This window comes from Hymenobacter arcticus, assembly GCF_054779975.1.
Genome location: NZ_BAAGXF010000008.1, coordinates 82,399 through 97,432, shown reverse-complemented (window position 1 = coordinate 97,432; position 15,034 = coordinate 82,399). Strand labels below are relative to the sequence as shown.

The following is a 15,034-nucleotide window of genomic DNA, read 5'->3' as shown; positions in this document are numbered from 1 at the left end:
GTAGAAAATTTATTTGAAATTCTGCTACTATGCTCAGTATCAAGCCCAAATTCCTTACTCCTCCTTCTTGCCTAAACCCAGCCGGCCGGTCACGGCATCGATGCTCACGTTCACCTCAAAGCCGATAATGAGCGTCATGCACACAAATTCCAGCCACACCATGAAGCCCACCAGCGCCCCAATGGAGCCGTAAAACGTGTTATAGGAGTTGAAGATGCGCACGTAGAGCGTGAACAGAAATGACACCAGAAAGATGAGCAACGTGGCCACCAGCGCCCCGTTCGAAACGAAGGGCCATTTGTCGTGCACCGGCGGCACGAAGTAGTAAATGACGCAGGTAGTGGTCAAAAAAAGCCCGATGAGCGAGCCATAGCGCAGCACCAGAATCATGAATTCGGTGGAGCTTTCGGGCACAATCTCGTAAAATACCAACGCGTCGATGATGAACGTGCCGAAAAAAATGCCAGCAATGGCAATCACCAAAATCAGAGCCAGCATGAAAGTTAAACCAGTGGCAATCAATCGTTTATGGAAATAGCCGCGGTGTTTGAACCACGGGTATTTCTTCTCAAACGCGTCGAGCAGCGCCATAATGCCGTTGCTGCTCAGCACCAGCGCCGTCACAAACCCGAACGACAGCAACCCGCCGTGCGGAATCCGCACAATGTCCTCGATGGTGCCCGCCGTGGCCGAGTACAGTTCGTGGGGCATAATATCGGCCAGAAATTGAAGTATGTCTATATCCAAGTTGGGCACCGGGATGTAGGGAATGAGCGTGAACAGGAAAATGATGGTCGGAAACAGCGCCAGCGTGAGGTTGAATGCCATGTAGGCGGCGCGCTTCTCCAGCGAGTCGTGGCGCAGCTCGTGCAGAATGCGCTCGCCTACCTCATAAAGCGAGATGCGGCCGCCGCGCATGCGCTGGCGCTTGCCCCAGGCCAGCAGCGTGCGGTAAGCGCGGTGGCGGCGCACATCAAGCACGGCGCGGCGGCGGGCGGGAGGAGCAAGCATCGGTAAATGAGTAAATGAGTAGCTGGGTAAATGAGCGAGCTGGCGAATGAGTTCAGGCGCTTCCCTTACTCATTTACTCAACTACTCATTTACCAAAAGCCGCCGGGGCGGGGGCATCGTCGGGCGTAGCGCGGCCGGCACCCAGCGGCAGGTCGGCGTCACCGTCGGCAAAGTACGGCGCTAGCTTGGCGCGCACACTTTCGGGGATGGGCACGGGACGGCCGGTGGCGGTGCTCACAAACACCATCAGCGTGTAGCCTACCGTGAGCAATTCCTCGTCCTCGTTGCGGATTTCGTACTCAAATTTCACCCGCGAGCCTTCGGCCAATTCGCGCAGCATGACCCGGATAGTCAGCAGGTCGTCGTAGCGGGCGGGGCGACGGAAGCGGGTTTGCAGCTCGCCCACCGGCATGCCCACCCCCTGCCCTTCCAGGTCTTTGTAGCGAATGCCCAGCTGCCGAAACGACTCGGTGCGGGCCACCTCAAAGTACGCTGCATAGTTGCCGTGGTACACGTAGCCCATCTGGTCAGTTTCGGCGTAGCGCACGCGGATTTGGATATCGGCTTGGTACATTTTTACGAGTAAAAGCGAGAGAGACTGGGAATACTTACTGCTAAAAGCTGCGCGCGGAGACTATTGAAAGAAGCCTAGAGCTAGCCTGCAAACTTGGCAAGCTGAGAAGCAGTGCAAGTTGCTTCAACTAGCAGAAAGCACTGTTCATCCAAAAATTTATTGTATTAAGTCAAAATTTTACAGCTGCTTCTTTTAGCCCGGTAGCTTTGCAAGCACACTCATACTAACTACTGCCGAGCCGTGAATCAAGCCCCAAACTTTCGCTATTACCTTGCCTTTCTGCTACTTACCTTGCTCGGCCTAACCGTGCATACCCAAAATGCTGCCGAGCCAGAAGAAGCGGAAAGCGTCGGGGCCGTTACGAAAGCTACGCCACCAAATAGCTCACCAATGCGCTTGTTATCAAGCAACTAGCCCGCCTGTGCTACCGGATACCCGCCCGCGTGAGCGCCGCCTGGTAGCGATGCGCATTCACGAGGTGCTGCTGCTCGTTGGCGGCGAAGGCGTGGTAGCCGCTGAAATCCTCCTTGGCGCAGAAGTAGAGGTAGTCGTTGGCTTCGGGGTGCAGCACGGCGTTGATGCTGGCAATGCTGGGCAGGTTGATGGGGCCGGGCGGTAGGCCCGCGTACTTATAGGTGTTGTAGGGCGAGTCTTTTTGCAGGTGCACGTTGAGCACGCGCTTGATGCCGAAATCACCGTTGGCGTACACCACGGTGGGGTCGGCTTGCAGCTTCATGCCGCGCTTGAGGCGGTTGAGGTACACGCCCGCAATGCGGGGGCGCTCATCGGCGTGCTGCTGCTGCTCGGCCTCCACAATGCTGGCCAGCGTGCTCACCTGCACGCGGGTGAGGCCCAGCTTCTCGCGGGCGGCGTCGCGCTCGGGCGTCCAGAATTTCTCGTACTCCGTTTTCATGCGCTGCATGAGGTTTTGGGCCGAGGTGTTCCAGTACAGCTCGTAGGTGTTGGGGATGAACATGGAAAGCACCGTGGTGGTGTCGAAGCCCAGGCTCTTGGTATAGTTGGGGCTGCTCAGCAGCGAGTCAATCTGCTTGGGTTTGGCATCAATCTGCTTGCTGAGCTTGCTGGCCAGCTCGTGGCGCAGGCGCACGTTGGTGAACGTGAGCTTGAGCGGCGTTTGCCGACCCGATTTCAACAAGTTGATTACCTGGCGGTTGGTAGCATTATGAATGAGTTCGTAGCGGCCGGGCTTCACCGCCCCGGGCTTGTTGTAGCCCATGAGCTTGCCCACGAGGTGCAGCGACAGCTTGTCGATAATAGCGCCCGTGTTCTCGGTGCTGCGCAGGGCCTTCTGCCAGTCGTCGCCCTTGTGGATGTACACGTACACTGGCCGGTCCTTGGTATCGACGTTGGCCGTGTAAAAAATCTGGAAGAAATAATACGAGAAGCAAACCAGAAATAGCCCCAATACCACGCTCACGGTGGCGAAGCGGTTGCGGCGCTTGATGGAGTCGGCGCGGTACTCGTGGGCAGACTTTTTGACAGGTTCGGACATAAAGCAAGGAAATAAATCGCTCAAAATTAACGCCCGGCCCGGCAGGGAAGCGTGCCCCGCAGAAACAACTGGCGGCACTTTTGCTTATAAGCCCTCACCAAAGGGTGCCGGGCGCGCGAAAACCGCCCGGCGTAGTACCTTTCCCGCCCCAACGGGCTGCCCTCAATTGGCCCCTTTTATTTATTTAGTCTTTTTTCTGCTTTATGGCCGCTACCCTGCTCCGCATCCATCCCGATAACCCGCCCCAAAACCGCATTCTGCAAGTTGTGGAAGTGCTGCGCAAAGGCGGGCTTATTATTTACCCCACCGATACGGTTTATGGCATTGGCTGCGATATCAACAACGCGAAAGCCGTGGAGAAGCTCTGCCGCATCAAGGGCTTGAAGCCGGAGAAAGCGAACCTCAGCTTTATCTGCCACGATTTGTCGCACATCAGCGACTACGCCCACGGCATCACCACGCCGGTGTTTAAAGTCATTAAAAAGGCGCTGCCCGGCCCCTTCACGTTCATCTTCGAAGCCAGCCCCAACGCTCCGCGCTACGGCGGCGTAAAGCGCAGCACCGTCGGCATCCGGGTGCCTGATAATCAGATTGTTCGCCAGATTGTAAAGGAATTTGGCACGCCCATCGTCAGCACTTCGGTGCGCGAAAGCGAGGAGACGCTGGAAGAATACGTGACCGACCCCGACCTGATTTTTGAAAAATACCGCTCGCTCGTGGACCTAGTTATTGACGGCGGCTTCGGCGGCAACGTGCCCAGCACCATCATCGACTGCACCAACGACGACTTTGACCTCGTGCGCTCGGGCCTGGGCGACATCGAGCAGTTCTTGTAAGCGGGAACTTGAGTTAAAAAGAACGTCATGCTTCGGCAAGCTCAGCATGACGTTCTTTTTAATTACTCACCCACTCATTTACCATTTTACCGCTTGTGCTTCCAGCGGCGGTGCGTCCACAAATACTGTTCGGGCGTGGCCCGAATATCCGCCTCCAGGTGCCGGATAAAGGCTTCGGTCACCGGGAAGCGCTGGGCTTCATCGGTCGAGTTGGCCCCGGCGGCCACGGCCCGGCCATCGGGTAACTCGGTGAATTTCACCTCGTAGTAGCCGCGCCGTACGCGCCGGATGCCCACGTAGAGCACGGCGCAATCGAGTTGCTGCGCCAGGCGGTCGGCGCTGGTGTAAAAGCCCGCATCTTGGTGCAGAAAGTCGGTCCAGTACGGGCGGTCGTCTTTACTGGCCGCTTGGTCGGTGAGCAGGCTGAGCGTGCGGCCCTGACCCCGGTGCTGCACGAGGTAGCGCAGCGTGGCCAGCATGGGCACGGCATCGGCCCCCAAACGGGTGCGCAGCCGCCGCATAAAATACTCGAAGAATCTATTGGTGAGCGGCTTATATACGCCCCCCGCCCGACCCGGAAACTCCAGGGCCGCGCCCGATAGTATCCACTCCCAGTTGCCGCGGTGCGAACCCAGCGAGAGCACCAACCGGTTATTGGCAAAGTGGCGCGTCATCAACTCGGGATTCACAAAGCGCATGCGCCGTTGCAATTCGGCCGGCGAAATGGCCCCCAGCTTAAGAATCTCAACCACCACCTGCGCAAAATGCCAGTAGAACTGCCGGCCAATGCGCCGCACTTCCGCCTCGCTTTTCTCGGGGAAAGAATTGCGCAGGTTTTCGAGCACCACCCCCCAGCGGTAGCGCACTACATAGCTTAGCAGCAAGTAGATACCGCCGGCCAGCGCGTGCAGCACTACTAGCGGCAGGTGAGCCAACGCCAGCAGCGGCCAGGCCAGGGGCCGATAATACCAAGGCGCAGGGGGGGGAGCACTCATCGGGGCACGGCCGCCCCGGCGGGGGCGTAGTCGGTGAGGCTGCGCTGGCCGTGCTGGCTCTGGGTGGCCAGCACTTTGTTGGTAGTCGCGTCGCGGGCCTCGATGGTGAGCGTAAACGAGCCGGCCGGAATGGGGCCTAGCGGAAGCTGGCCCACAATGGCGGTGGGCCGGCCACTCTGCACGGTTACGGCGGGCGCATCGGCATCGGCGGCAGTGCCGTCGGGGGCAGCCAGGTGATAATGCACCCGCACGGCCCGACCAGCGGCCACCTGATTTAACTCGGTGTAAAAGAATACGTTATCAGCCCCGCGGCCGTAGTAGCCGCTCGCCGCCCGCGTGAGCAGGTAGCCACCCCTGTTGAACACGCTTTCGGCATTGGCCTTGGCCGCGGGCCGCGCCAGGAACACGATGTCGCTGAATGCCGGACCTTTAGGTGCTTCCACTGCCAGGGGCAGCTCCACGGTAGCCTCACCGTTGGCGCTGTTGTACTGGTCGCGGATGTGGCCGCGCAGCGTGTAGCTGCCATCGGGCAAGCTCACGCGCTTGAGGAAGCTGAGCGGGTTTTTAATGGCAATGGTGGTGTCGCTGAGCACCGGCGGCTTCAGGGTCACGGTTTCCTGCCAGGCGGTGCTGCCGTCAGCTTTCAGGATAGTCAAATCAACCACCGCCGACGACTGAAATGACTTGGGCGCGCGCTGCCGGTAAGTGAGCGGCTGGGTGGGCACCGAAACCGAAATCTCAATTTCCCCGCCCTTCTTAATCTGGTCGAGGCTGCGGAAGCTGGCCACGCGCAGCAGCAGTTGCGGCGGCCCGGCGTAGGCGCTCAGCGTGGTGGCCAGGGCCAGTGAAAGGGATAAAGGCAGGATGCGCATAGGGACAAAAATAAGCGGTAAGCCTACACCAAGGCCAGTATCGTGCCGCTCACTGACTTGTAAAACGGAGTGGCACTCCGTTTCCGCCCGCGCAATTCGTTCAATGACTAACGGAGTGCCACTCCGTTTTACAGTTTTACCTTGCGCGCATGTCCGTTGTCCTTGCCGAGCTGCACTACCTGCCCTCCATTGCCTATTTCCAACAGCTGTTAACTGCCGATGCGCTGCTGCTCGATGCCCACGAACACTACCACAAGCAGACGTATCGCAACCGCTGCCTCATCCTCACGGCGCAGGGCCCACAGCCGCTCACGGTGCCGGTAGTAGATGGTGCCCGCGCTGCCAAGGTGCGCACCAGCGACATCGAAATCGACTACCGCCAGAACTGGCGGCACCGCCACCTGCGCACCATGCAAACTGCCTACGGCGCTTCGCCGTACTTTAGCTATTACGTTGATTATTTGCAGGATATCTACGGCCAGAAACATGCTCGGCTTTGGGACCTCAACCTGGCCCTGCTGCACCTACTGCTGCGTTGCCTGCGCTGGCCGCTACCCATTGAGCTCACGGCCGAGTACCTTGCTCCCACTCCTTCACTCAGTCACTCCTTCACTCCTTCACTCCTTGATAAAAGAGACTTCCTGACACCCAAGGGAAGCTCCAACGCGGGCGAACCTGACAGTCCGTCGTACCGGCCCTACCCGCAGGTATTTGGTACCGCATTTGTACCAGGGCTTAGCGTGCTGGACCTGCTGTTTATGCAGGGGCCGGCGACGGGGCAGTTTTTGTAGGGCAGGCAGTTAGCTAATTTACTTTCGCCCGAACCTTCGCCCGCAGGCGCTTGTTTTTCTCACATTCCGCATTCCCTCACTTATTCGCGTCGCGCAACTATTCGTTCCTATTTCGGTAGAACTACTATCTGCGTTTTATTTTTATCTTGCTTGCATGGAAGCTAAATTTTCAAACCGCGTCAAGGAGGTTATTTCCTTGAGCCGGGAGGAGGCCATCCGGCTGGGCCACGACTACATCGGCACCGAGCACCTGCTGCTGGGCATGATTCGCGAAGGCGAAGGCACGGCCTTGGGCTTGCTCAAAAAGCTGGGTGTGGCCACCGATGAGCTGAAGTTTGCCCTCGAGCAAGCCACGCGCAACACGGCCTCCACCCAGGGCACCAGCATCACGGGCTCGATTCCGCTGACCAAGCAGACCGAGAAGGTGCTGAAAATCACCTACCTCGAAGCCAAGATTTTCAAGTCGGAAATCATTGGTACCGAGCACCTGCTCCTCTCGATTTTGCGCGATGAGGACAATATTTCTTCCCAAATTCTTTCCAAATTCAACGTGAACTACGAAACCGTGCGCGACTCGCTCGACTACCACGGCGCCGCTCCGAACTCGACCGGCCCCAAGGCCGGCCCGGAGGCTGACGACGATGATGACCGCCTCTTTGGGCAAGGCCAGGGCGCTGGCGGCCGCGGCCAGGGTGCCCAGGGTGGTGCTGCTGGCGCTGGGGCCAAGCGCGCCGGCGAAAAATCTCGCACCCCGGTGCTCGATAACTTCGGCCGCGACTTGACCAAGATGGCAGAAGAAGACAAACTCGACCCCATTGTGGGCCGCGAAAAAGAGATTGAGCGCGTGGCCCAGGTGCTGAGCCGCCGCAAAAAGAACAACCCGATTCTCATTGGCGAGCCAGGCGTGGGTAAAACCGCCATCGCCGAGGGCTTGGCCCTGCGCATCATCCAGAAGAAGGTAAGCCGCGTGCTGTTCAACAAGCGCGTAGTGACCCTCGATTTGGCTTCGCTGGTGGCTGGTACCAAGTACCGTGGCCAGTTTGAGGAGCGCATGAAGGCCGTGATGAACGAGCTGGAAAAGTCGCCCGACGTGATTCTGTTTATCGACGAGCTGCACACGATTGTGGGTGCCGGCGGGGCTTCGGGCTCGCTCGATGCCAGCAACATGTTTAAGCCGGCCCTGGCCCGCGGCGAAATTCAATGCATCGGCGCCACTACGCTGGATGAGTACCGCCAGTATATTGAGAAGGATGGTGCTTTGGCCCGTCGTTTCCAGATGGTGATGGTAGACCCCACCACGCCCGAGGAAACCATTGAGATTCTGCACAACATCAAGGATAAGTACCAGGACCACCACCATGTGGTGTACACGGACAAGGCCATTGAGCAGTGCGTGAAGCTAAGCGACCGCTACATGAGCGACCGCTTCCTGCCGGACAAAGCCATCGACATTCTCGACGAGGCCGGTGCCCGCGTGCACATCAACAACATTGTGGTGCCCGAGGATATTCTCAAGCTCGAAGAGCAGATTGAGAACATCAAAGGTGAGAAGAACCGCGTGGTGAAATCGCAGAAATACGAGGAAGCCGCCAAGCTCCGCGACACCGAGAAGAAGCTCTTGGAGCAGCTCGAATCGGCGAAGAAGAGCTGGGAAGACGAAACCAAGAAGAAGCGCTACACGGTGAAAGAGGAAAACGTGGCCGAGGTAATCGCCATGATGACCGGCATCCCCGTGAACCGCGTGGCCCAGAACGAAAGCCAGAAGCTGCTCAACATGGGTGAGGAACTGCAAGGCAAAGTGATTGGCCAAGACAAGGCTATCAAGCAGTTGGTGAAAGCCATTCAGCGCACCCGCGTGGGCTTGAAAGACCCTAAGAAGCCGATTGGCTCGTTCGTATTTCTGGGCCCAACCGGCGTAGGTAAGACGGAGCTGGCCAAGGTGCTAGCTACCTATCTCTTCGACAAGGAAGACGCGCTGATTCGCGTGGATATGTCGGAGTACATGGAGAAATTCAGCGTATCGCGCCTGGTGGGCGCACCTCCCGGCTATGTGGGCTACGAAGAGGGCGGCCAGCTGACGGAGAAAATCCGCCGCAAGCCGTACTCGGTTATCCTGCTCGACGAGATTGAGAAGGCCCACCCCGACGTGTACAACCTGCTGCTGCAAGTGTTGGACGACGGTATCCTGACCGACGGCCTCGGCCGCAAGGTAGACTTCCGCAACACCATCATCATCATGACCTCCAACATTGGGGCGCGTGACTTGCAGGACTTCGGCGCTGGCATCGGCTTCGGCACAAAAGCCCGCCAGGACAATATGGACGAGCTAACCAAGGGTACGATTACCAACGCCCTGAAGAAGACGTTCTCGCCCGAGTTCCTCAACCGTTTGGATGACGTGATTGTCTTCAATTCGCTGGAGAAGAAAGACATCCACAAAATCATCGACATCAGCCTCGGCAAGCTGCTGAGTCGCGTATTGTCGCTGGGCTACAAAGTGGAGCTGACGGAGAAAGCTAAGGACTTCGTGGCTGATAAAGGCTACGACCCCAAGTACGGCGCCCGCCCGCTAAACCGAGCCATCCAGAAGTATATCGAAGACCCAATTGCCGAGGAAATCCTTAAAGCCCAGCTGCTGCACGGTGATATCATCACCGCCGACTATGTAGATGGTGCTGAGGAACTCAGCTTCACCATCGCCAAGAGCGACGAAGCGCCCAACCTGGCCAGCGATGAGCGACCGGAGGAAGCCCCTTCGGAGCCTGAGGCTGGCGAATCGAAGTAAGCTAGTTTAGTCCAAAGAAAAAGGCCGGTTTCGCAGTGCGGGGCCGGCCTTTTTTTTGTTTCTCCTAAATCCGAGATTCACCCTTTCTTCGCGGGCAACTCACTGCGTAACTGCTTTTTTTCTACTTTATTATGACGCGCCAAGTAGTGTTAGCCGCTGGCTTGGCAGCCGGGCTAGCGGCCTTTCCGATAGTATATCTGTGGCTCATCTGGCCGGGCATTCATGCGTTTGTTCCTACGCACTACAGCCTGGCAGGGCCCGACCATTTTGTGGGCCGAGCGTGGCTGCAAAATATTGCCTGGTACCCAGAGCTGGCCTTTGTGGTGCTCACGTTTTTACCCCAAGTGCATGAAGGGCAAAGTCTTTTTTGGAGCAGCTATCGGCAACGCATGGCCCGCTTGGTGGTGGTATTTGGTCTGGGGTTAGCCATTATCGCGTTTATGCGCAGTAGCGCCCATAATAGCCAGGATAGCCCGCGACCCTTTTCGTCACCGGCAGCGGTTCCTCGCCGCTAGCCGCCGTGCTTACTGCCGCCGCTTTTGATATCGTCGTTCTGGATGGCTTTACGCTGCTTACCGGGGCCACTTTGGTCGAAGCGGTAGGTAAATGAGAAATGGAACAAGTGCTGCAAGGAGCGGTTCTCCCTGTTTTCGGTGAAATACTGGGTGCCAGGCGCAGGCGGCGCACAACAAGGAGGCACCTCTTGCACTGCTACGCGGCACTGGTTTCTGGTACAATTTCTTTCTACAAACCTGGCACCGCTGCGCGGTGCTCTATTTCATAACTTAGGTTAATAATGTCTTCCTCAGTACCCCGTGTGCCATGACGGATACTATTGTCTTCCCTGCCTGGGTGCGCGTCACCAAGCTGCAGAGCTGCGCCGATGCCTTTTCCCCGGAGGCGATTGCCGTCGGCCGTTCTTTCGTGGGCTATGCGCCGCTCGCCCCGGCGAAAGGCCGCCGGTTTGAGCTGTTTGCGGACCAAGCCCGGCTTCGCAGGGTGTTGAGCACCTCTGAGGTACGTGAATGCCTGAGCCCCTGGATTTTTATGACCTTCAATAGCTTCTACTTAATCGAAGTAGTGGAGGCGCCCGCTGAGGCTGAAGAGCTGGTGGAGGAAATTGCGCTCGCCGGCTGAGCACCGGCCTTCCTAGTAATCTGCGGCGCGCAGCCTGGGTGCAAGCCGGACCTATTGCTGGTTCTAAATGCCCCGGGTGGCCTTGCGGCGGCCTACGAGTCAGCCGCAGGGCCGTTGCTTATCGCGCGATGCTCCTTGGCGTATTCGGAGGGTGAGCGGCCGTAAAGCTTGCGGAAGACTTCGCGGAAGTGCTTGCTGTCTTCGAAGCCCACCTGGCTGGCAATTTCGGAGACGCGCAGCTCGGAGGTGGCCAGCAGCTGGGCGGCCCGCTTCAGGCGCACATCGCGGATAAATTCGGCCACCGACTGCCCGGTGATGCCCTTGATGCGGCGATAGAACACCGACTGGCTCATGCCCATTTCGCGCACCAGCACGGGCACGCCGAAGTCCGGGTTGTCGAGGTTGGCCTCCACAATGCGCATGGCGCTTTCGAGCAGCTGCTTTTCGGCGTCGGGAATAGCTACCTGGGTGGGCTCCAGCAGCAGCTGGCGCTGGTAATACTCGCGCAGCTTACCCCGGTTGCTGAGCAGGGCCAAGGCTTTGGCGTGCAGCACCGGCGGGTTGAAGGGCTTGCCGCTGTAGTCGTCGGCCCCGGTTTCGAGGCCGGCCAGCTCGTGCATGGCGGCCGTGCGAGCCGTGAGGAGCATCACCGGAATGTGCTCGGTTTTGGGGTGCTGCTTGATTTGGCGGCACAATTCCAGCCCGTCGCGGCGCGGCATCATCACGTCGGAAATCACCAGGTCGGGCAGCAGGGCCAGGGCTTTTTCCCAGCCTTCCACCCCGTCGGCGGCCAGGGCCACTTCAAAATCGGGCGCAAAGAGCTGATGCAGGTAGTGGCGCACCTCATCGTTGTCTTCCACGATGAGCAGCAGGGCGGGGCTGGCGGCACCGGGCCCGGCAGGCTCAGCCGCCCTGTCCACTAGCGCCACCGGGGCCGCGGGCACCCCGAGCGGCGGCGCGGCGGCCAGCACATCGTCGGGCACGGCGGCTTCTATTTCGCTGAGGGCCAGGTGCGCCCGGCCAAATGGTAGGCGAAGCGTGAAGGTGGTGCCGGTGCCCAGAGCGCTGGTCACGGCAAGCTCGCCGGCGTGGCGCTCCAGGGCCTGCTTCACCAGGGCCAGGCCGATGCCGGTGCCGGGCACGGGCTGGTTGCGGGCCGAAGCCACCCGGAAATACGGGTCGAATATGCGGTGCAGGTCGGCGGGCGCCATGCCGATACCTTCATCTATCACCTTTATTTCCAGATAGTTAGCTAACAACTTATCTTTGCGGCGCAGGGCCGGGGCGGCAGGGTCGCCCACGGCGGCCACGGCCAGCCGCACGCGCCCGCCCGCCTCGGTGTACTTGAAGGCGTTGGCCAGCAGGTTAGTGAGCACGATTTCGAGCTTGTTGCGGTCGAAGTAGAGCGGCACCGCGGCGGCGGGAGCATCCAGGGTGTAGGCAATGCCTTTTTCCTCAGCTTTGAGCTTGAAAATCAGGAAAATCTCGGTGAGGAAACCCACCACGTCGCCGTGGCTGACGCGCAACGGGACGTGGCCGCCCTCAGCCCGGCGGAAATCCAGAAGCTGGTTTACCAGGTCGAGCAGCTTGCGGGTTTGCTTGTGCATGAGCGCCACTTTCTCGCCGGCCTGGCTGAGTTTTTCGGGGTGGCTCACCAGCTCCTCTAACGGGCCCAGGATGAGGGTGAGCGGGGTGCGTAGCTCGTGGCTGACGTTGGTGAAGAAGCTGAGCTTCAGGTCAGTTAATTCCTTTTCTTTTTCGACGCGGTATTCTTCCAGGGCCAGCTGGTTTTTCAGCTTTTGCTGGGCCATCTCGACGCGGCGGTACAGGGCCACCACCAACAGCGCGGCCAGACCGTAGAGCAAATAGGCCCACCAGGTGCCCCACCACGGCGGCAGCACCGTAATGCGCAGCGTGGCGGGCTGGGCCGACCACCGGCCCTCGCCGTTGCTGGCCTTCACCAGAAAGGTGTAGTCGCCGGGCGTGAGATTAGCGAAGCTGGCCGTGCGCTGGCCGGGGGCGGCCGGCACCCAGTCCTTGTTATAGCCTATCAGCTGGTAGGCGTAGCGGTGCTTGTGGGGGTTGGCGTAGTTCAGGGCCACGAACTCGATGGAGAAGTCGTTTTCGGCGGCTTTGATGACGACGGTTTGCGGGCTGGTGAGGGGCTTGGCCAGCACCACCCGGCCGTTCACGACTTCGCCCACGGCCACCGGTTTGTTGGCCAGGCGCAGGCTGGTGAGCTGCACCACCGGCGCCGACGGGTTGACCCGAATGGCGCGAGGCTGGAAATAAGTAAGGCCATTGATGCCCCCAAAATAGAGCGTGCCATCGGGCGCGGCCCAGGCCGCACCCACCTTGAAGGCGTTGCTTTGCAGGCCGTCGGCCACGTCGTAGCGCAGGTACTGGCGGGTGGCGGGCGTGAAGCGGTAGAGGCCGGTGCCGCCCAGCCAGAGGTTGCCGTCGGCATCGGCCAGCATGCTCTCGACGTCGCTCTCGGGCAGCCAGCGGCGGTAGCGCTCCACCACCTCCCGGCCCTGGGCGTCGCGCACCAGCCGGTGCAGGCCCCCGCCGATGGTACCAATCCAGAGCGTACCCTGGGCGTCGAGCAGCAGCGGCCACACGAAGCTCACGGCCAAGCCCGTGGGGCCGGTAGGATTGGCCCGAAACTGCCGCAGCAGCACCAGCGAATCGGGGGTGACGCGCAGCTTGAGCAGGCCCGCGTCGCGGGTGCTGGCCCACAGCACATCGGTGCGCCGGTCGTAGAGCAGGTAGGTAAACTGGCTGGTGGGCAGCTCATTACCTTGATAGGTGCGTAGCAGCCGGCCGTCGGCCCCAAACCGGCTCAGGCCCTGTAAAGAAGCCGCCCACACGGTGCCAAACCGGTCCTGGGCCAGGCTTTCGAAGTACGCGGCCCCGCCGCCGGGGCAGGGCGTGAGCTCAGCCTGCCCCGGCCCCCGGGGGAAGCGCAGGCGCCAGAGGCCCCGGTTGATGGTGGCCACCCACAGGGCGCTATCGGCCGTTTGGAGCAGGGCCGACACGTCGGTACCGGTCGACTTGCCGGGCTGCTCAGGCACGAAGTAGTTGCGGTAAGTGTGGCTGGCCAGGTTGTAGCACGACAGGCCGCCGCGGGTGCCAATCCAGAGGCGGTGGCGGGCCTGCTCCTCGTAAATAGCGTTGACAAAATTGTTGGCCAGCGTGGGCTGGGTTGCTACCTGGCGCTGCAGGTTGAAGAAGGGCTTCTGGCGCAGGTCTACCTTGTTGAGGCCGCCGGCCGAGGCCGCCAGCCACAGCACCTGGTCGCGGCCCTCAAACACCTGCTGCACCCGGTCGGAGTTGATGCTGGTCGGGTCGTTGTCGGCGGGCAGAAACTCGGCCGACTGGTCGAGGCGCAGCGGGGGGCCGGCCCCGGCCGCGGGGGCAGCCTCCCACAGGTGCAGGCCGTAGGTGGTAGCCACCCACAGCCGCCCAAACGAGTCGAGCAGTACCGACTCAATATCGGTGTAGGGCTGGGGCAGGGCCGTCGCCAACGGCCGCGCCGCCCGCTGCCGGGCGGCGCGGCTGAGCCACAGCACCTGGTGGTCGGTACCCACCCAAAGGTCGCCGTGGCGGTCGAGGCACAGCGCCCGAATGTTGGCGGCGGCCAGCGCCACCGGCACCGGGCGGGCCGCCGCCGCGCGGGTATCGAGCACCAGCAGGCCCGCCCCGGCGGTACCTAGCCACAGGCGGCCATTGGGGCCCAGCGCCAGGGCGCGGGCGTGGTAGTCGAGCACGGGGCGGGGGCCGGGCAGCGGCACCCGGTCCAGGGCCAGCAGGCGGCCTTGCGCATCGAGGCGCAGGGCAAACAGGCCGTGGGTTTCGGTGCCCACCCAGAGCCAGCCGCCCGGCCCGCCGGCAATCGACACCACCGTGGCCTGGGCCAGCAGGCGGCCGGCGGGGGTGGCGGGCCCGGCCACGAAGTTGAAGCGGTTGTGGCTGGCGTCGTAGTGGCTCAGGCCGGCACTTTCTACCCCGGCCCAGAGGGTGCCGTCGGGGCCCAGGTGCAGCGTCCGCACCCGGTTAGCCGGCATGGCGTTGAGGGGGTTCACGGGCAGGGCGTAGTGGCGCAGCTCGTAGCCATCGTAGCGGTCGATGCCCTTATTGGTACCAATCCAGAGGAAGCCGGCGCGGTCCTGGGCCACGGCCAGGGCGTCGGAATGCGCGAGGCCTTGGTTGACGGTAAGGTGCTCGAAGCGGAAAGCCGCCGGGCGCGGGGGCGCGGGGGCGGCCACCGCCAGGGCCGCCAGTAGCCAGAGCCCACCGGCCAGCAGCAGCCCGGTCCGGCGCGGCCCGGGCACGCACCCGGCGCACATAAGCAGAAAAGTCAGAATTGGGCTCAACTATACTGATTATTACGGCACTAGCCTTAACACGCACAAAGTAAGCCCGAAATGCCCGGCGCCAAGCAGCGTTGGCCGCGCCCGGCCGACGGCCTACCCCCCGCTTTTTGGCTGAAAAACCCCCGGCCGGCCGCTGGCGGGATT

10 protein-coding genes are annotated in these 15,034 nt (G+C 60.9%); 4 read left to right on the top strand and 6 right to left on the bottom strand.

What is annotated here, in order from left to right:
- Positions 1-54: 54 nt before the first annotated feature.
- The 3 genes from ACYVGC_RS14665 to mltG all read right to left on the bottom strand — a co-directional run bounded on the left by ACYVGC_RS14665 (position 55) and on the right by mltG (position 3,098).
- Entirely contained in the window at positions 55-1,011 is a 957-nt protein-coding gene (locus ACYVGC_RS14665) for a YihY/virulence factor BrkB family protein (RefSeq protein ID WP_460584591.1), read from the bottom strand.
- 85 nt (positions 1,012-1,096) lie between these two features.
- Positions 1,097-1,585, bottom strand: a complete 489-nt coding sequence (locus tag ACYVGC_RS14660) for an acyl-CoA thioesterase (protein ID WP_460584590.1) — start codon at positions 1,583-1,585, stop codon at positions 1,097-1,099.
- A 424-nt stretch (positions 1,586-2,009) separates the two neighbouring features.
- Complete coding sequence (mltG, locus tag ACYVGC_RS14655) at positions 2,010-3,098, bottom strand: endolytic transglycosylase MltG (RefSeq protein ID WP_460584589.1); 1,089 nt, start codon at positions 3,096-3,098, stop codon at positions 2,010-2,012.
- Between the two features lie 203 nt (positions 3,099-3,301).
- Between mltG and ACYVGC_RS14650 the strand changes: the two genes are divergently transcribed.
- Positions 3,302-3,934, top strand: a complete 633-nt coding sequence (locus ACYVGC_RS14650; protein WP_460584588.1) for an L-threonylcarbamoyladenylate synthase — start codon at positions 3,302-3,304, stop codon at positions 3,932-3,934.
- A gap of 86 nt (positions 3,935-4,020) precedes the next feature.
- Here ACYVGC_RS14650 and ACYVGC_RS14645 read toward each other — a convergent pair whose 3' ends face one another.
- Together ACYVGC_RS14645 and ACYVGC_RS14640 are read right to left on the bottom strand one after the other, a co-directional pair.
- Entirely contained in the window at positions 4,021-4,929 is a 909-nt protein-coding gene (locus ACYVGC_RS14645; protein ID WP_460584587.1) for a lysophospholipid acyltransferase family protein, read from the bottom strand.
- Positions 4,926-5,801, bottom strand: a complete 876-nt coding sequence (locus tag ACYVGC_RS14640) for a hypothetical protein (protein ID WP_460584586.1) — start codon at positions 5,799-5,801, stop codon at positions 4,926-4,928. Before ACYVGC_RS14640 ends, ACYVGC_RS14645 begins: the two co-directional genes overlap by 4 nt.
- A gap of 149 nt (positions 5,802-5,950) precedes the next feature.
- Between ACYVGC_RS14640 and ACYVGC_RS14635 the strand changes: the two genes are divergently transcribed.
- The 3 genes from ACYVGC_RS14635 to ACYVGC_RS14625 all read left to right on the top strand — a co-directional run bounded on the left by ACYVGC_RS14635 (position 5,951) and on the right by ACYVGC_RS14625 (position 10,514).
- Entirely contained in the window at positions 5,951-6,592 is a 642-nt protein-coding gene (locus ACYVGC_RS14635; protein ID WP_460584585.1) for a WbqC family protein, read from the top strand.
- Positions 6,593-6,746: 154 nt separating this feature from the next.
- Positions 6,747-9,377, top strand: coding sequence for an ATP-dependent Clp protease ATP-binding subunit (locus tag ACYVGC_RS14630; RefSeq protein ID WP_460584584.1), 2,631 nt, complete (start codon positions 6,747-6,749; stop codon positions 9,375-9,377).
- A gap of 822 nt (positions 9,378-10,199) precedes the next feature.
- Positions 10,200-10,514, top strand: a complete 315-nt coding sequence (locus ACYVGC_RS14625) for a hypothetical protein (protein ID WP_460584583.1) — start codon at positions 10,200-10,202, stop codon at positions 10,512-10,514.
- A 92-nt stretch (positions 10,515-10,606) separates the two neighbouring features.
- Here ACYVGC_RS14625 and ACYVGC_RS14620 read toward each other — a convergent pair whose 3' ends face one another.
- On the bottom strand, positions 10,607-14,863 hold the full coding sequence (locus ACYVGC_RS14620; protein ID WP_460584582.1) for a two-component regulator propeller domain-containing protein: 4,257 nt from the start codon (positions 14,861-14,863) through the stop codon (positions 10,607-10,609).
- Positions 14,864-15,034: the final 171 nt, after the last annotated feature.